Genomic DNA, 17735 nt, shown 5'->3' on the forward strand with positions numbered 1-17735 from the left:
CTCGGCGGATCAGTCGACGGGCTCCTCTTGCGCCAGCAATACATCGCGCAGCGCGTCGGCATCCGCCGACATCGGTGTCCCGCGCGCGGGGCGTTTCAGGCATTCCGCCAGTGCGGGCGGCGGCGGAACGGGGTAGCCGACCAAGGGTTCGACGACGGTGTCGAACTTCGCAGGGTGCGCGGTGGCGACGACGGCCCAGGGTCGGGTGTCGCCGCTCGCGCGCAGGGTTTCGAGCGCGTGCAGGGCGGTGGCGGTGTGCGGGCAGGGGACGATGCCGTGCCGTCCGGGTGCCGCGCGCACGGTGTCGCGGATGGTCGCATCGTCGACGGCAACGGCCGTCAGTGCGGCACGCAGTGCGGTGTCGTCGGCATGCCAGTGGCGCAGACGTTCGAAATTGCTCGGCGTGCCGACATCCATCGCGTTGGCGAGCGTGGCGCGCGTGGTCTGCGGCGCGTAGTCGGCGCCGTCGAAGTAGCGCGGCAAGGTGTCGTTGGCGTTGCAGGCCAGCACGATGTCGCCGACCGGCAGGCCCATCCGCCGCGCGAGCACGGCGGCGCAGGCGTTGCCGAGATTGCCGGTCGGGATGATGAAGCCGAGGGTACGGCCGTGTTCGGCATGAAATGCGATCGCGGTATGCGCGTAGTAGGCCATCTGCGGCAGCAGGCGGCCGAGGCTGATGCTGTTGGCCGAAGCGAGGCGACGGCGTTCGCGCAGGTCGTGATCGCCCAGCGCTGCCTTGATCATGCGCTGGCAATCGTCGAAATGGCCGGCGACGCGGAAGGTCCGGACGTTGTCGCCCCAGCACTCCAGGCCATGCGCCTGCCGGGGCGAGACGCGCCCCTCCGGATACAGGATGGTGACGCCGAAGCCGGGGCGGCGATGGAAGGCGCCGGCGACCGCAGCCCCGGTGTCGCCCGAGGTCGCGACGACGATTTCGGTGTCGGTGTCGCCGTCCTGGCGAAGCGCCGAGAGCGCCCCCGCGAGGAAGCGGGCGGCGTAATCCTTGAACGCCGCGGTCGGGCCGTGGAACAGCTCCAGAACGTGGTCGCCATCGCCCGACAGTGGCCGCAGCGGCGCTTCGAAGGTGTAGGCGTCGGCGCACAATGCCCCGAGGTGGTGGCGCAGGCGGGAGCCGCCGAACCACGGCATGAGCACGCGCTGTGCGGTGGCGGCCAGCGACGGCTGCGGCGCGAGCGCCGGCATCGGCGGGATCGATGCCGGCACGTAGAGCCCGCCATCGGGTGCGAGGCCGGCCACGAGGGCATCGTCGAGGGAGGTGGCGGGCGCCCCGCTGCGTGTGCTGATGAAGTTCATGGCGCGGCCATCTTGTGGGGTGCGGTGTCGTGATGCCGCACGGGAGAGGTCGGGAGCAGCTGTGCGGCCGGGGCCGAGACGGCGCTGACGTAGGCACGCGCACCGAAGCCGGCATCGACGAAGGCCTGCCGCATCGCCGGGGCCGCCGCATCCGCGGCCGCGCGCGACGCGAACCAGGCGAACACGCTGGGGCCGCCTCCGGAAATGCTGGCGCCGATGGCATCGTGGTCGTACGCGGCCTGGCGGACGCGATCGAACCCCGGGATCAGCTCGGCGCGCCGCGGCTCGACCAGCACGTCGCGCAGGCCCGCCCGCAGCAACGCGGCATCGCCGCGCTCGAGTCCGAGCACGAACTGCGCGAGATGGGCGCCGTGCGCGACCACCGTCGCCAGCGGATAGGGATCGGCCAGCACCGCACGCGAGCGGCGCGTTTCCAGGGTCTGATCCGGATGCACGACCACCGCATGCAGCCAGTTCGGCGCCGGCAGCCGCAGCAGGCGCTCGGCGGTGGCGAGCACGATGCCGCCGAGCAGCATCGGGGCGACGTTGTCGCCATGGCGGCTGCCGCTCGCGACGGCCTCGCCGTCGAGCGCGAACGGGTACAGCGCCTCCCGCGACAGGGGCGCATCGAGCAGGGCGTTGGCGGCGACCAGGGCCGCCACGCACGATGCGGCGGAACCGCCGAGCCCGGACCCCAGCGGAATGCCTTTCTCGATCCGCAGCGCGAAGCCGTACGGCAGGGCCTGCGCGTCGCGCAGCGCGATCAGGGCCTGGCCGGCGGTATTGCGTGCAGCATCGAGCGGGATGGCGCCGGCGCCGGCCACGTCGCCGGCGATGGCCTCGATCGTCACCTCCGGCGCATCGATGCGTCGCACCCGCGCCACGTCGCGCGGGCCGTCGATCACGTGGCCGAGCAGATCGAACCCCACGCCGATATTGCCGACGCTGGCGGGCGCCCAGGCGCTGGCGCCCGGGTCGATCGCGAGGGGATCGCTCATGCCGCACCTCCGGCAGGCTGCGCGAACGGCAGACCGGCCTGGGCGCCGAGTGCATGCGCGACCGCGAGGACGTCGCCGAACACCCCGGCGGCAGTGACTTCGGGCCCTGCGCCGGGGCCCTGTACGACCAGCGGATTGTCGGCGTAGCGTGCGCTGCGGAACTGCACCAGGTTGTCGGTCAGACGCGTGTGGCAGCAGGCGTGCTCCGTCGGCAGCGCGACCACGCCGACGCGGGCGCGGCCGGCGATGTCGAGCTGGCCGAGATGGCGCAGGGCGCGTCCTTCGGTGCGCGCGGCGTCCAAGCGCACACGCATGGGCGCGTCGAGTTCGGCCACGCGGGCGAGAAAGTCGTCCAGCGGCAGGTCGCGCAGGGATTCGGGCACCAAGTTCTCCACGTCCACATCGTCGATCGACAGCGCGTGCCCCGCCTCGCGCGCCAGGATCACCAGCTTGCGGGCCACGTCGAGTCCGGATAGATCATCGCGCGGATCGGGCTCGGTGTAACCGAGGGCGCGCGCTTCGAGCACCAGCTCGGAGAAGGGGCGGCTGCCGTCGAAGCTGTTGAACAGCCATGCCAGGGTACCGGAGAGCATGCCGTCGATCCCGTGCAGCACATCGCCGGTATCGAGCAGGCCGCGCAGGGTCTGGATCACCGGCAGGCCGGCGCCGACGGTGGCTTCGTACAGGAAGCGGCCACCACGATCGTGCTGCGCAGCCCGGACCGCGGCATACCGCGACCATGCGCCGCTGCCGGCGTGCTTGTTCGGGGTCACGACATGGATGCCGGCAGCGAGCCATTCGGCATACTTCGCCGCCACCTCGTCGCTGGCGCTGCAATCGACGATCAGCGCGTGGGGCAGGTGCCCGGCGCGGACATGGGCGGCGAAGGCGTCGAGATCGGCGGCCTGCGCGTGCGCGTCGTCCAGGCGGGCACGCGCGTCGGCCGGGGTCATCGCCACGCCGTCGAACACCATGCGGCGACTGTCGGCCAACGCCCGCAGCCGCAGGTCCACGCCCGAGCGTGCCCGCAATGCGGGCGCCACGTCGGCCAGCTGCCGCAGCAGGGCCTGTCCGACGTGGCCGGGCCCGATGACACCCACCGACAGCGTCTGCGGCGACAGCCAGAACGCCGCGTGCGCGGCGCGAAGTGCACGCGCGGCGTCGGTCTGCGCGACGACCACGGAGAGGTTGCGCTCGCTCGCGCCCTGCGCGATCGCGCGCACGTTGACCCGTGCCTGCGCCAGTCCACCCAGCAGCCGCGCGGCGACCCCCGGCGTGCCGACCATGCCGTCGCCGACCGCCGCCAGTACGCACAGGCCGTCCTCGACGCGCACGCCTTCGACCTGGCCGGCCGCCGCCGCCTCCGCGAACGCCGTCTCGATCGCGGCACGGCCCCGGTCGGCCTGCGCCTGTTTCACCACGCAGCAGATGGAGTGTTCCGAGGAGCCCTGCGAGATCATCGTCACCGACACCCCCGCGCCGTGCAGCGCGGCGAACAGCTTCTCCGCCACCCCGGGCACGCCGGCCATGCCGCTGCCGGTCAGTTCCAGCACCGCCATGGCCTCGACCAGGCTCAGGCCCTTGACCGGCGAGCGCGCGGGCTCGCTTCGCGCGGCGATGCGGGTGCCGGGCGCGGACGGGGCCAGCGTGTTGCGGATCGACAGCGGGATGCCGCGCGCCTGCAGCGGGGCCAGGGTGCGCGGGTGCAGCACCTCGGCCCCGAAGTAGGCCAGCTCGCAGGCTTCGGCATAGGACATCGATGCCAGGCGCACCGCGTCGGGCACCCGTCGCGGGTCGGCGGAGAGCACGCCGTCGACATCGGTCCAGATGGTGACGTCCGCGGCGTCGAACAGATCGGCGAGCAGGGTGGCGGAATGGTCGCTGCCGTTGCGGCCGAGGGTGGTCGCGGCGCCGTCGGGCGTGCGGGCGACGAAGCCGGTGGCGACCACGTGCGGCTGCGGATGGCGTGCGCGCCAGGCCTGCAGATGCGCGAGGCTGGCCTCGCGATCGAGCGCCATGCCGATCTCGCCGGCACGCACCACCAGCACGTCGCGCGCGTCCAGCCGCGTCCAGCCGGCCGCGTGGCCGCCGAGCGCCGCGTGCATCAGCCAGGCGCTGCACAACTCGCCGTGCCCCCACGCGCGCTCGGCCAGGTGATTGCCCTGGCCGTCACCGGCGGCGAGGGTCTCGAGGTCGGCGCTCAGCGCGTCGCTCTCGGCGTCGAGCGCGGCCAGCAGCGGGTCGTGGCCGGTCGGCAACAGGGCCAGGGCGGCGCCGCGATGGCGCTGGCGCAGGGCATGCCAGCCTTCGCGCCAGTCATGGCCGTCGCGGGCGCTCGCGGTCAATGCGACCAGGGCGTCGGTGACGCCGCGCATCGCCGACACCACGACCACCCGTGGTCCCTCGTCCCCGGCCACCAGGGCGGCAGCGGCACGGATGCGCCCGGCGTCGGCAAGACTGCTGCCGCCGAACTTGTGCAGGCGGCAGCCGGCGGGCGCGGAAGAGGCGACGGGGGCGTCGGGCGGATCGGACAGGACGGTGGACGACATCGGGAAGCTCCGGTGGGGGCTCCGCGTGCTCGTTCGGGAGAGGGACCTGGTACGTCCGCGTTCCCGGGGCGGGACGCGGAGCGGCGAGGTCAGGTCAACTGCGCGCGCGCATCCACATCCCGGGACCAGTGGTACCGGTGCCGGTGGTGGTAATGGTGGTGACGCCCGCCGTGGACACGGCCGCCGCCCGGCCCGCTGCATGGGCGATACGGGCGTCGGCGGTGGCGGGCTGATGCGGCATGGCGACAGCAATACCCGAGTCTGCTGCGTCGCGTCAAGCCGGACCTGCGGCGGGGCTTCCGATGCGGGAGGCACGAGGCAAGGACGCGGCGCGTCGGGTGTGCCGACGATGGCAATGCGGCTGCGGGCGCCGTCGGGCGGCGTCAGCGCCGGGGCGAACGGCCGTCCCAGAGCAGGCTGCAGACGGCGTCCACATCGAGTGCCTCGTCGCCCAGCACGTCGTCGACGAAGAGGTCGCGCATCTGCGCCGGGGCCATGCCCGCGCGGAAGTCGCGTGCGACGCGCGCGTCGGCCGGAAGCACGACGAGATTGGAGACCGGTGCGAGTACGTCGACCTCCGCGCGGCCGGAGAACACGAACGTGTGGCCGTCCTCGATCAAGGTGCCCACGCGTGCGTGGCCGTGGCAGCCGAACATCCGGTCGCCGTACGACAGACCCACCAGGGTCTGGCATTCGAGGTCGCCGAACACGTAGATGCCGCCGTTGCCGATGATCGCGCGGGCGCACAGACGGCCGGTGACGATCAGGCTGGCGATGTCGTCGACGAAGAGGAGGTCGCAGTCCAGATCGCCCAGAACCACCAGGACACCAGGTCCGGGCTCGAACTCGCCATCGACCGCAAGCGGCCCGTCGCAGGCTTCGAAACCGTCGGCGCCGCCGTGGAAGCGCACATGGTCCCACGCCGCCGGTCGCCTTGCCTGCAGGGCCTCGGCTTCGGCCACGGTCAGCGCGCGACGTGTCGGATCGGATGCCATTCGCGCGAACCTCTCGAGGATTCGGGCGGCGAAGTGTGAATAGCCGCTGGGCCGTTGTCGAGACGAACCGACCGGGCGACACGCGCGGAGCGCACCGTCCGCCGGGTGTTCGGGGTGGGCGGGTTTCGTGCTCTAATTCCTGCCGAAGCGGGGGTACCTGCGGCCATCGGGCCGGTGGGTTGAGACAGTCCCTTCGAACCTGACGCGGTTGATACCGCCGTAGGGAAGCTTCGCGACGGCAGGCGCGCAGACGCCGCCGGTGCGTCTTCGCTTCGTCCAGATGCCCGGGACTTCTCCCGGGCGCCAACGACAGGACGATGCCGATGAACGCGATGCCGAACGACGCCTCCGCCCGCCTGCTGCAACGCACCGGCGAGCTCTCCGAATCGGTGACCCGGCCGATCCCCGGCTCGCGCAAGATCTTCGTCGAGGGATCGCGCGCGGACCTGCAGGTGCCGATGCGCGAGATCGCGCTCAGCCGCACGCCGACCCTGTTCGGCGGCGAGGACAACCCGGCGGTGACGGTCTACGACACCTCAGGTCCCTACACCGATCCGGACGCCGCGATCGACCTCGCGCGCGGCCTAGCGCCGCTGCGCGCGCGCTGGATCGCGGAGCGCGACGACACCGAAGCGCTCGGCGGGCTGAGTTCCGACTTCGGTCGCGCGCGCGAGGCCGACCGCCGGCTCGACGACGTGCGCTTTCCCGCGCGCACGCTGCCGCGACGGGCGCGGGCGGGCGCCAACGTCACCCAGATGCACTACGCGCGGCGCGGCATCGTCACCCCGGAGATGGAGTTCGTGGCGATCCGCGAGAACCAGCGCCTCGACGCGGTACGCGATGCCGGCCTGCTGATGCAGCATCCGGGCGAGGCCTTCGGCGCGAACATCCAGAAGATCATCACGCCCGAGTTCGTGCGCGACGAGATCGCGCGCGGCCGGGCGATCCTGCCCAACAACATCAACCATCCCGAGAGCGAGCCGATGATCATCGGCCGCAACTTCCTGACCAAGATCAACGCCAACATCGGCAACAGTGCGGTGTCGTCCGGCATCGCCGAGGAAGTCGAGAAGCTGGTCTGGGCGATCCGCTGGGGCGGCGACACGGTGATGGACCTGTCCACCGGCAAGCACATCCACGAGACCCGCGAATGGATCGTGCGCAACTCGCCGGTGCCGATCGGTACGGTGCCGATCTACCAGGCGCTGGAGAAGGTCGACGGCCGTGCCGAGGAGCTGACCTGGGAGATCTTCCGCGACACCCTGATCGAGCAGGCCGAGCAGGGCGTGGACTACTTCACCATCCACGCAGGCGTCCTGCTGCGCTATGTGCCGCTGACCGCGAAACGTGTCACCGGCATCGTCTCCCGTGGCGGCTCGATCATGGCCAAGTGGTGCCTGGCGCACCACCGCGAGAGTTTCCTCTACGAACACTTCGAGGACATCTGCGAGATCATGAAGGCCTACGACGTGGCGTTCTCGCTCGGTGACGGCCTGCGCCCGGGCTGCATCGCCGACGCCAACGACGCCGCGCAGTTCGGCGAGCTCGAAACCCTGGGCGAGTTGACCAAAATCGCCTGGAAGCACGACGTGCAGACCATGATCGAAGGCCCCGGCCATGTGCCGATGCAGCTGATCAAGGAGAACATGGACAAGCAGCTGCGCGAGTGCGGCGAGGCGCCCTTCTACACCCTGGGGCCGCTGACCACCGACATCGCGCCCGGCTACGACCACATCACCAGCGCGATCGGTGCGGCGATGATCGGCTGGTACGGCACCGCGATGCTCTGCTACGTGACGCCCAAGGAGCACCTGGGCCTGCCCAACCGGCAGGACGTGCGCGACGGGATCATGACCTACAAGATCGCCGCCCACGCCGCGGACCTGGCCAAGGGCCACCCCGGCGCGCAGGTGCGCGACAACGCGCTGAGCAAGGCGCGCTTCGAGTTCCGCTGGGAGGACCAGTTCCACCTCGGCCTGGATCCGGAGAAGGCCAAGGAGTTCCACGACGAGACCCTGCCCAAGGATGCGCACAAGGTCGCCCACTTCTGCTCGATGTGCGGTCCGCACTTCTGCTCGATGAAGATCACCCAGGACGTCCGGGACTACGCGGCCGAGAAGGGCGTCGCGACCGACGACGCGCTGACCGCGGGGATGGCGGAGAAATCGGCGGAGTTCCGCGCCCAGGGGGCCGAGGTCTACCGGCCGGAGTGAGGCGGGCGCGGCCGTCAGCGTCGCGCGGCGGCGCGGGCGGCCAACTGCGGCTGAACGGACGGGCGACGCTCGCATCCGCGTGACGGCGGCCGTCGTAGGGTTGGACATGGGGTGGCAACAGGCTGCCGGGCCCCGCCACAGGGAGAATGATCATGAACATCGCACGTCGCGCCACCCACTGGATGCTCGCCGCCTGTGCCCTGGCTCTGCTGGCGGGTTGCGCCACCGGGCCTCGGGTCACCACCGAGGCCGATCCGCGCGCCGACTTCTCGCAGTACCGGACGGGGGGGTTCTACGAGCCGCTGGCGATGGAACGCAATGGCTACGCGACCGCGGGCAGCCAGACCGCCCGGGCGGCCGTGCAGGCGCAGATGGAGAATCGTGGGTACCGTTACGTGGCGGAGAATCCGGATCTCTGGGTGAACATCAATGCATACCTGGAGCGCCGGACCGATGTCACCAGCATGCCCACGGTCGATTACGGGTACTACTACAGCTATCGCGCGCGCGGCTACGTCGCCGTGCCCTACTGGAACGAGCGCACCCAGGTGTACCGCTACACCGAGGGCACGATGAACGTGGACATCATCGACCGGGCCCAGAACCGCCTGGTCTGGGAAGGCATCGCCGTCGGGCGGGTGGGCAGCAGCAATACGCCGGCCGAACGCGATGCCCGCGTCAATGGGTCGATCGCCGAGATCTTCGCCCGTTACCCGCATCAGGCCGGCGCGGCCGGGGCGCCGATGTAATCGACTGCGCCGCGTCGGCCGCTCTTTTCGGTTCCGCCTCGCGGCGAGGCGGAACCTCGGTGGCGTGTGTGTGTTGACGCCGGGATCGGATCTCGTTTCGCGATGGAAATGTGATCGCCGCGTGACGGCCGCGTTATGGCAAGTGCTGATTTTGCGGGATGTGGCGGTTGCCTTGCCCTGCGTTCAGTGAAGGGCAGACATCATCGCGGCCTTCATCACCAGATCTGAGCGGAATTGCCACACGCGGATATCATGGACGGAGAGCGATGGCGGGTCGGCGACGCATCCGTCGATGCGACGATCCGTGAGATCGCCATGCCCGGCGCGCGTAGTCCCGTACGGGTGACGCCGAAGGCCTTGGGCGTGTTGAAAGCGCTGGCCAGACAGTCCGGGCAGGTGGTGACGCGGCAGGCGCTCCTGGCTGAAGTGTGGCCGGAGACGCTGCCGACCGATGATGTGCTCACGCAAGCGATCACCCAGCTGCGCAAGGCGTTCGGCAGCGGGTCGGCCGGGCCCAAGGTCGGACGCAGCTATATCGAGACGATCGCCAAGAGCGGCTATCGCCTGAAGCAGCCGGTGTCCGCGGACGTCGGCGATGCGCAGGTCCCGCTGGCTCCTGCTGCGCCGGAGACCGCCTCCGTTTCCGGAAGCGACGATATCCTGCCCGCGTCGAATGTCGACATCGCGGCGACGGCGCTCCCGGCCGACGTCACCGAGGCGCGGCCGCTGGCTGCATCCCGCGCGGACGCCTCGCCGCCCGCGCGACGCTACGTCCCCGTGTTCGCTGCCCTGGCCTTGCTGGCATTGGGTCTGTGCGCGCTGTTGGTCTGGGGTGCATTGCCCCTGTGGCCGGCCGAAGCGAGAAGCGCAGTGCCGTCCTACAGGCTCATCACCTCGGACCAGGGCACGAAGTGGACACCTGCCCTGTCGCCTGATGGCGCGCGCGTCGCCTACGCCGCCGCGCAGGCGGACGGTGACGGTTCGCAGATCCTCGTCCAGCCTGCCCGCAATGCGCCCGCGCGGCCACTACTACCCGGCAGCACGCCCGGAACCCGCGACAGTGATCCCAGTTGGTCGCCCGACGGGCGGGATATCGCGTTCGTGCGCCGTGCCGGTGCCGACGAATGCGCTGTACTCGTCGCGGCTGTCGATGTGCCTACGGCGGTCCGAGAGGCACTGGCCTGCGACGGTACGGAGAAGATCGGTTTCGATTGGTTGCCGGACGGCACCGGACTGGTGATGGGGGCGTCGGGTGTATCGCAGGAGAGCACCGGGTTGCAGGTGCTGGATCTGGCGAGTGGTGCGCTGCGCCCGCTGGAGTACTCGCCCGCAGCGGGCGGGGTCGATCAGGCGCCGCGCGTTTCGCCGGATGGACGCTGGATCCTGTTCGCCCGCAATCCGCAGCTGGGCGATCTCTGGCGGGTCCCTGTCGAGGGCGGAGCGGCCGAGCGATTGACCCGGTTGAATGCCGATCTGCGGGGTTGGAGCTGGGCGGGCTCGAGTGCGGTGGTCTTCGGGCGCAGGGTCGATGCCGAGGTGCGGTTGTACCGGTTGGATCTGGCGAGCGGAACACTCGCCGACCTGGGGCTCGACGACGCGCAGGCGCCCAGCACCTCGGCCGAGCGCGGCACGTTGGCCTTCATCAGGAGGCAGCCGCAGTTCGGGCTGTTCAAGGTCGACACCGATGCCGAAGGCGCGGTCGTCCAGACGCGGGTCTTCGCTTCGGCAGGGCGAGACAACATGCCGGTGATCTCCCCCGACGGTCGGCAACTGGCATTCGCGTCCGATCGTGCCGGTCCTTACGAGCTCTGGTTGGCCGAGCTCGATACGCCCGACGCAGTGCCCGTACCGGTCGAAGGCCTGGTGCTGGAAGGAAGCCATGCGCCGGTGTGGTCGCCGAGCGGTCGCGAGGTGCTCGTCGCGGGTGTCGTGGCGGGCGCCGCGGAGGCGACGTCCACGGCATTGTTCGAAGTCGACGTCGCCCGACGACGCGCGGTGGCGCTCGATCTTCCGGTCGGGCGCATCGTGCAGGGCGGTTATGCGGATGACGGCAGTCTGATCGCGATCGCGCACGACGGCCGTGACGGCATGGATCTCATCCGGTTCGAGCACACGGAGTCGTCCGGTTGGCGGCGGAGTGCGCAATTGCCGGACGTCTCCCAGTTCCACTACGTTCCCGGCGAGGACCGCGTGTTGTTCACGCGCATGTCGGGCGATGGCCTCTGGCAGATCGACGGTTCGCTGAAGGAGGCATCGCTGCAGCGGCTTCACGACACGCGCCCGACGCGGCGCGGTTATCGTGCATGGGCCGTGGCACCGGACGGCGCGACGGTGTCGGCGTTGGCGGAAGGGCCGCACTGCCTGAGCGGGCTGACACGCTGGCCAATCGCCAAGGGCGCATCGATGCCATCGTCCGAGATCTGTTTGAGCGCCGACCGGCAGGCGTCCAGCAGCGGATTCAGCATCGACCCCAGGAGCGGCGCCCTCTACGTGTCGATGGTGGTCGAAGACGGAATGGACATCGGGCTCACCACCGTTCCCTCACGCGCGAAGAACAATGCGGACAGCGTTCTCCATGTCGTCAGGCGGTTGATTTCACTAGGAAAATCGACGTCGTAAATCCTTCGGAAGAACATCCGGCAGATTTCGCAAAGGCTTCGCCACAAATTCCGGATAACCGGCGCCGGTTTCGGCAAAAAGGCTGTCCCTGAAATCTTGTGGACAGCGGACATGCATGCCAATGACTGGGCCGATCGCGGCCAGACCCTGAGCGTGGAGATCGACGAGGCCCAGGCGGCAGCGGCCCGGTACGTGGGCGCATCGCGATTGGGTGGGATGCGCGCCCGGGGGGCCGCCAGCTTCGTGTGGATCGTGTTGCGGGGGCATGCCTGGCTCGAGAGCAAGGAAGGTCGGTTTCCGCTGGCGCAGGGGGAATGGATGATCCTGGACCGTGATTCCGGGCCGGTGATGCAGGTGGACGAGCATGGCCTCGCGATCGGTCTGTTGTTGCGCGCCGGTGATCTGCAGAGTCTCGAGCAGGTGGCCGACGACGTGCTCTACCCCGGGCGCGGTCGGCTGCCGCCAGGGGAACTGCGCGCGGCGCTTCGCCTGTGGCGCGCGGCACGCGCCAGCGGCCAGCCGGAGGGGTTGCGTCCGATCCTGCTGCACATGGCGCGTGCGCAGCGCGCCATCGCCGCGCGTGTGGGCCGGTGTCCAGGCCGATCCCGCAGCCGCAAGCGGCAGGTCTTCGGCCGCATGCAGCGGGCCCGCTTGTATCTCGAGGGCCACAGCGATCGGGTCGTGCGGATCGGCGAACTCGCCGATCTCACCAGCTTTTCCAGCTGGTACTTCTCCAAGGCCTTCCAGGCGCTGTACGACGAAAGTCCGCAGGCGCTGTCGGTCAGGCTGCGGCTCGAACGCGCGTCGCGTCTGCTGCGCGAAAGCAGCATGACGGTCGGCGAAGTGGCCGCGGCGAGCGGGTTCGAGAACTGCTGCAGCTTCGCCCGGGCCTTTCGCGCGCACTTCGGCGCCAGCGCCACGCGCTACCGTGCGGTCGCCACGCGTTTTCCCGTGAATCACCAGGCGGCGGCAGGTGAACAGCGGCTGACTTCGGCGGCATAGCGACACATTCGGCAAACCGTCCGCGTCGTGTCGGCAAAGCGCCGAAGGTGTCCGGAGGCTTAACGTGCATGGACGCTTTAACGCGTCCGTAACGAAGACCTCTGGAGAGAGAAACAAATGAAACTTCGCACTCCCGCTTTGCGGAAGGGCCTGCTTCCTGCCGCCATCGTCGCCGCCATGGTGCCGGCGATCTCGGCCGCGCAGGACACCACTGCCAACCAAGGCGCCACCACGCTCGACCGTATCGAGGTGACCGGCTCGCGCATCCGTCAGGCCAGCGTCGAGACCTCCCAGCCGGTGGTCATGCTGCAGCGCCAGGACATCGAGCGTCAGGGCTTCACCAGCGTCGCCGACATCATCCAGAACATCAGCAACACCGGCTCGCCGGCGATCAGCCGCGCCGACGCGCTCGCCTCCGGCGAGAACGTGGGCGGCCAGTACGTCGATCTGCGCGGCCTCGGCCCGCAGCGCACGCTGGTGCTGCTCAACGGCCGCCGCATGGGCATCACGTCGGACGGCTACTCCGACCTCGCCTCGATCCCGACCTCGGTCGTGGAGCGCGTCGAAGTGCTGACCGACGGCGCGTCCGCGATCTACGGTTCGGACGCCGTCGCCGGCGTGATCAACATCATCACCCGTCGCGACTTCGACGGCCTCGAGGCCAGCGCCTACTACGGCCAGTTCGGCCAGGGCGATGGTGCGAAGGAAAGCTTCAACATCGTCGCCGGCACCGTCGGCGAGCGCAGCTCCTTCATGCTCGGCGCCGAGTACAGCAAGGAAGATCCGGTGTTCGCGGCCGACCGCGATTTCAGCCGCTTCCCGAACGGCCCGCGTCATCCGGTGCCGGATATCGACCCGGCCACCGGCGAACCGCGCGCCAACGGCTGGAGCGCCGCCACCAACCAGGGCCGTCTGATTGTCGGTAATGACAGCTTCACGCTGCGTCCGGGTGGCGATCCGACCAACTTCGACGACTATCGTCCGACCGATCCGCTGACCGACTACGCCAACCCGAGCCAGGAGATGTACCTGCAGACCGGGATCGAGCGTCGTTCGGTGTTCGCCAACGGCTCGTTCGATTTCAACGACAACCTGCGCCTGCGCGGTGATTTCCTCTACACCAACCGCGAGACCGACCAGCAGATCGCGGGCTATCCGTTCCAGACCGGCGCGTTCGGCCTGGTGATGTCGGGCGACAGCTACTACAACCCGCTCGACGAGGACGTCTCGGTCATCCGTCGTACCTCGGAAGTGCCGCGCCGCACCAACCGCGAGCTGACCACCTACCGCTTCAGCGGTGCGCTGGAAGGCACCTTCGAGACCGGCGAGCGGTTCTGGGACTGGGACGTGGGTTACGTCTACAACCAGAACAAGGGCACCGTGTCGGGCTACGGCGATCTGTTCCTGCCCAACACCCAGAATGCGCTCGGCGCGTCGTTCATGGACACCGACGGCATCGTCAAGTGCGGCACCCCGGGCAACGTGATCGCCGGCTGCACGCCGTGGAACCCGCTGACCCGCTTCGGCGATCCGACCGACTACGCCAACACGCTCAACGACCCGGCGCTGCAGCAGTACCTGATGCTGCCGTCGCACGACACCTCCGAGACCACCACCCACATCTTCAGCGCCAACATCGGCGGCGTGCTGGCGACCCTGCCGGCAGGCGACCTGGGCGTGGCGTTCGGCATCGAGCACCGCAAGGAAGAAGCCCGCTACACGCCCGACGCGCTGCTGCAGTCCGGCCTGAGCACCAGCCTGGCCGGTGGCCCGACCCAGGGCGACTACTCGCTCAACGAGGCCTACCTGGAGTTCCAGATCCCGCTGCTGGCCGACGTGCCGTTCGCGCAGGAACTGTCGCTCGACCTCGCCGGCCGCTACTCGGACTACGACACCTTCGGCAGCACCAGCAACGGCAAGGCCGGCCTGAAGTGGCGTCCGTTCGAGGACCTGCTGGTCCGCGGCACCTACGCGACCGGCTTCCGCGCGCCGACCGTGGGCGATCTGTTCGGCGGCACCAGCCAGACCTTCGACTTCTACACCGACCCCTGCGACACCCTGTTCGGTGCGGCGACCCGCAATCCGTCCGTCGCGGCGGCGTGTGCGGCGGCCGGCGTGGCGGCGGACTTCCGCCAGGTCGCCTCGGGCGGCGTGGACGCGACCGGCCCCGGCTCGCAGTCGGCGGTGCCCTACGAGTCCGGTTCGAACCCCGAGCTGCAGCCGGAAGAGTCGAAGAGCTGGGGTCTGGGTCTGGTCTACAGCCCGGCCTTCATCGACGGCTTCGACGTCAGCCTCGACTGGTGGAAGATCCGCATCGACAACGTGATCGCCGCCGAGACGGTGACCTCGATCCTCAACCAGTGCTACCTGCTGTCGATCGACGCCGCCTGCGACCGCTTCGTGCGTTCCGATGCTGGCCAGGTGGTCGACGTGACCCGCACGCTGATCAACGGTGGCTACCAGGAGACCGCGGGTTACGACGTGGGCGTGCGCTATCGCATGCCGGAAACCGCGTTCGGCCGCATCTCGTTCGACTGGAAGACGACGTACGTCGACTACAGCGAGTACCGCCGCGACAACGAGGAAGGCACCCCGGTCGAGCAGTACACCGGCTGGGCCGGCGACTTCCGCATCAAGTCGAACCTCAACATCGACTGGGCGATCAACGAGACGGTCGGCGTGAACTGGGGCGTGCGCTACTACTCCGGCATGAAGGAAGCGTGCAGCTACGACCTCGACGGCGGTCCCGAGTGCAACCTGCCGAACTTCACCTCGGAGTACACGCTCGAGCAGCCGTCGAACCAGGTGGGTTCGAACACGTTCCACGACGTGCAGTTCCGTTACAACACCCCGTGGGATGCAACGGTTTCGCTCGGCGTGAACAACGTCTTCGATCGCGAAGGCCCGATCATGTACAGCCAGCCGAACAGCAACTTCCCGTATTACGGTGGGTTCGACATCGGTCGTTTCATGTACATGCGCTACACCCAGCGGTTCTGATCCGAATCGCACATGCGGCATGAAAGAGGCGGGCAGCGATGCCCGCCTCTTTCTTTTGGCTTTTCGCCGATTTTCGTGCCTCCCATTGATGTCGTGCCCGGGCGGCCGGTCACCGCCATCCGGTGAAACGAGGCATCACACCGCCTCGGTCCACCGGGCGCCGCCGCAGTCGGACGAGGCATCTTTTTCGCGCGATGCGTCGACGCTTCGTCGGTGCCGCGAACCGCCCGTCGTCACCGCCGCCCCGTGTCGCGGGGCTGCAGGCGCCTCGCGCGATGGGTGTGGCGGCAACGACATCTGCCGCCGACGCCGAGATCCCGCGCGGATCGCGAGGGACGCGCAACGTCAGGCGACGGCAGTCGGCCGTGCAGACGTCATCATGGCGGCCGCCTGTTCGCGCCAACCGTCGATGCGTCCGCTCATGCCGGTGCGGCGCAGGTACTCCTCGTCGAGCGTGTCGCCGCTGACCAGGGCGGTGGCGACATGGACCGCACCGGCCACCCAGAAGCTGCGGGTGCCGGAACGCGCGGGATCGCGCTGGAAGGCGACCCCCTCGATGATCGGCATCGGCAGGCCCCACAGGCCGAGCAGATAGGCGCCGGCCTCGCTGTGGCCCGGGATGTCGCCGCTCGTCGCGGCCTGCGGGTCGCGCTCGTCGCGTACGCCGGGCAGCAGCAGTCCGATGTCCGCCAACAGCGCTGCGGTGGCGCCGAGCTCCGCGCTGGCGTCGGGCAGCATCCGTCGTGCCAGTTGCGAGGCGATCAGGGCGCGTTGCTGCAGCGCGTACCGCCCCGGGCCGTCGTCGCCGGCATGGGAGAACACTTCGCTGGCGAGGACCAGGTCGCGCAAGGTCGCCTGGCCCAGCCGGGTGACCGCCGAACGCAGGTCGGTCAGCGTGCGTCCGGCGGAAAAATACGCCGAGTTGCACAGCTGCAGGACCTTGGCCGCGATCGCGGGGTCTCCGGAAATCAGGCGCGCGATGTCCATCGCGCTGGTGTCTTCGTCGGCTTCGAGCGCCTGCATCAGCGCCAGATAGGTCTGCGGCGGGGACGGCAGGCGGTCGATACGGCCGATGCACTCGCGCAGCGCCGGGTTGTCGAGCAGTTCGCGGAGTTCTTCGAGGCTGCCGATCGCTTCGAGCAGGGCTTCTTCGCTCAACGGCAGCGGCAGGAAGCGGTGCGCGAGCGAGAGCACACGCACCGGCGGCGCCTGTTGGCTGGCGATCAGCGCGATACGCGAGGTTTCAGGCCGCAGCGCCCGAACCTGTCCGAGCAAGGTCGCGGCCGGCATGTCCGGAAGCGTCGGGGCGACCACGACCACATCGAGCGGTGCGTCGGCGACGATGGCCATGGCGGTGCCGCCGTCGGCGACATGCTGGATCTGCCAGGCGTCGTCGACGCCGGCCACGAGATCGATGAGATCGGTCGGCAGGCTGTCTTCGCCGCCGACGAACAGAATATGCACGCGGTACTCCCCCCGGTCGACCGTGCGCGCTCGCGCCGCGGCCGAGCCGATCATAACAACCGACCGCGCCGGAGGCCCGGCGCGGATCGGGAAAATGCGACCGGCGCCGCGGTCCGCCGGATCAGCGGTCCTTGTCGAAGGCGACGATCGCGTCTTCGAGGATCTTGCGCGCCTCGGCGGCGTCGCCCCAACCGTCGATCTTGACCCACTTGCCCTTCTCGAGATCCTTGTAGTGCTCGAAGAAGTGGCCGATGCGTTCCAGCCAGTGGCCGGACACCTTGTCCAGATCATCCACGTGCGCGTAGCCGGCGAAGACCTTGTCGACCGGTACCGCCAGCAGTTTCTCGTCGCTGCCGGCCTCGTCGGACATCTTCAGCACGCCGACCGGACGGCAGCGGATGACCGAGCCCGGGACCAGCGGCAGCGGCAGGATCACCATGACATCGGCCGGGTCGCCGTCGCCGCAGACGGTGTTGGGCACGTAGCCGTAGTTGCAGGGGTAGCGCATGGGCGTCGACAGCACGCGATCGACGAAGATCGCGCCGCTTTCCTTGTCGACTTCGTACTTGACCGGCTCCGAGTCCTTGGGGATCTCGATGACGACGTTGATTTCGTGCGGGGGATTCTTGCCGGTGCTGACGAGGTCCAGGCCCATGGCGATGGCGGCTCCACTGAAGATCGGCGCGACGCGCCGGGGGTGAAAGGGGGCGTCATTCTACGTCGCCGGGCTGTTGCGCCGCAGCACATGACGGATCTCGGGTGATCCCGAGGGTGGGGTACGCCCTAGCTGGCGACCCCCCGTACCCGGGCGTATCTATACCCCACCGTATCC

General features: G+C 69.4%; 11 protein-coding genes and 1 riboswitch. Of the genes, 5 read left to right on the plus strand and 6 right to left on the minus strand.

What is annotated here, in order from left to right:
* Positions 1-9: 9 nt before the first annotated feature.
* The 4 genes from thrC to RG19_RS01490 form a co-directional block, all read right to left on the minus strand.
* Positions 10-1314, minus strand: a complete 1305-nt coding sequence (gene thrC / locus RG19_RS01475; protein WP_058833708.1) for a threonine synthase — start codon at positions 1312-1314, stop codon at positions 10-12.
* Positions 1311-2312, minus strand: a complete 1002-nt coding sequence (locus RG19_RS01480) for a homoserine kinase (protein WP_058833709.1) — start codon at positions 2310-2312, stop codon at positions 1311-1313. The genes thrC and RG19_RS01480 overlap by 4 nt, the downstream gene beginning before the upstream one ends.
* Positions 2309-4861: a bifunctional aspartate kinase/homoserine dehydrogenase I gene (gene thrA, locus RG19_RS01485; protein WP_058833710.1), complete on the minus strand. Its 2553-nt coding sequence runs from the start codon at positions 4859-4861 to the stop codon at positions 2309-2311. The genes RG19_RS01480 and thrA overlap by 4 nt, the downstream gene beginning before the upstream one ends.
* Before the next feature lie 383 nt (positions 4862-5244).
* Positions 5245-5856 (minus strand): hypothetical protein, encoded by a 612-nt coding sequence (locus tag RG19_RS01490; protein ID WP_058833711.1) that lies wholly within the window; start codon positions 5854-5856, stop codon positions 5245-5247.
* Between the two features lie 139 nt (positions 5857-5995).
* A riboswitch (TPP riboswitch) is annotated at positions 5996-6100 on the plus strand.
* A 79-nt stretch (positions 6101-6179) separates the two neighbouring features.
* On the opposite strand from RG19_RS01490, the gene thiC reads away from it, so the two are divergent.
* The 5 genes from thiC to RG19_RS01515 all read left to right on the plus strand — a co-directional run bounded on the left by thiC (position 6180) and on the right by RG19_RS01515 (position 15439).
* Positions 6180-8069 carry a phosphomethylpyrimidine synthase ThiC gene (gene thiC, locus RG19_RS01495; protein WP_058833712.1) on the plus strand — a complete coding sequence of 630 codons (1890 nt, stop codon included), beginning with the start codon at positions 6180-6182 and terminating at the stop codon, positions 8067-8069.
* Positions 8070-8221: 152 nt separating this feature from the next.
* A complete protein-coding gene (locus tag RG19_RS01500) occupies positions 8222-8818 on the plus strand; it encodes a DUF4136 domain-containing protein (RefSeq protein WP_238376569.1) in 597 nt (198 codons plus the stop codon).
* Between the two features lie 252 nt (positions 8819-9070).
* Complete coding sequence (locus RG19_RS01505) at positions 9071-11437, plus strand: winged helix-turn-helix domain-containing protein (RefSeq protein WP_058833714.1); 2367 nt, start codon at positions 9071-9073, stop codon at positions 11435-11437.
* A 111-nt stretch (positions 11438-11548) separates the two neighbouring features.
* Complete coding sequence (locus RG19_RS01510; RefSeq protein ID WP_058833715.1) at positions 11549-12439, plus strand: helix-turn-helix transcriptional regulator; 891 nt, start codon at positions 11549-11551, stop codon at positions 12437-12439.
* A 117-nt stretch (positions 12440-12556) separates the two neighbouring features.
* Positions 12557-15439 carry a TonB-dependent receptor gene (locus tag RG19_RS01515; RefSeq protein WP_058833716.1) on the plus strand — a complete coding sequence of 961 codons (2883 nt, stop codon included), beginning with the start codon at positions 12557-12559 and terminating at the stop codon, positions 15437-15439.
* A gap of 345 nt (positions 15440-15784) precedes the next feature.
* On the opposite strand, the gene RG19_RS01520 is transcribed toward RG19_RS01515, so the two are convergent.
* Both RG19_RS01520 and ppa read right to left on the minus strand, forming a co-directional pair.
* Complete coding sequence (locus RG19_RS01520) at positions 15785-16903, minus strand: HDOD domain-containing protein (protein ID WP_058836350.1); 1119 nt, start codon at positions 16901-16903, stop codon at positions 15785-15787.
* Between the two features lie 121 nt (positions 16904-17024).
* A complete protein-coding gene (ppa, locus tag RG19_RS01525) occupies positions 17025-17558 on the minus strand; it encodes an inorganic diphosphatase (RefSeq protein WP_058833717.1) in 534 nt (177 codons plus the stop codon).
* Positions 17559-17735: the final 177 nt, after the last annotated feature.

It is taken from the genome of Luteimonas abyssi, assembly GCF_001482195.1.
GTDB lineage: Bacteria > Pseudomonadota > Gammaproteobacteria > Xanthomonadales > Xanthomonadaceae > Luteimonas > Luteimonas abyssi.

What these genes read in the sequence shown, in the direction of transcription:
- thrC (WP_058833708.1), bottom strand. Translation starts at nt 1,314, where the DNA reads ATGAACTTCATCAGCACACGCAGCGGGGCGCCCGCCACCTCCCTCGAC.
- RG19_RS01480 (WP_058833709.1), bottom strand. Translation starts at nt 2,312, where the DNA reads ATGAGCGATCCCCTCGCGATCGACCCGGGCGCCAGCGCCTGGGCGCCC.
- thrA (WP_058833710.1), bottom strand. Translation starts at nt 4,861, where the DNA reads ATGTCGTCCACCGTCCTGTCCGATCCGCCCGACGCCCCCGTCGCCTCT.
- RG19_RS01490 (WP_058833711.1), bottom strand. Translation starts at nt 5,856, where the DNA reads ATGGCATCCGATCCGACACGTCGCGCGCTGACCGTGGCCGAAGCCGAG.
- thiC (WP_058833712.1), top strand. Translation starts at nt 6,180, where the DNA reads ATGAACGCGATGCCGAACGACGCCTCCGCCCGCCTGCTGCAACGCACC.
- RG19_RS01500 (WP_238376569.1), top strand. Translation starts at nt 8,222, where the DNA reads ATGAACATCGCACGTCGCGCCACCCACTGGATGCTCGCCGCCTGTGCC.
- RG19_RS01505 (WP_058833714.1), top strand. Translation starts at nt 9,071, where the DNA reads ATGGACGGAGAGCGATGGCGGGTCGGCGACGCATCCGTCGATGCGACG.
- RG19_RS01510 (WP_058833715.1), top strand. Translation starts at nt 11,549, where the DNA reads ATGCATGCCAATGACTGGGCCGATCGCGGCCAGACCCTGAGCGTGGAG.
- RG19_RS01515 (WP_058833716.1), top strand. Translation starts at nt 12,557, where the DNA reads ATGAAACTTCGCACTCCCGCTTTGCGGAAGGGCCTGCTTCCTGCCGCC.
- ppa (WP_058833717.1), bottom strand. Translation starts at nt 17,558, where the DNA reads ATGGGCCTGGACCTCGTCAGCACCGGCAAGAATCCCCCGCACGAAATC.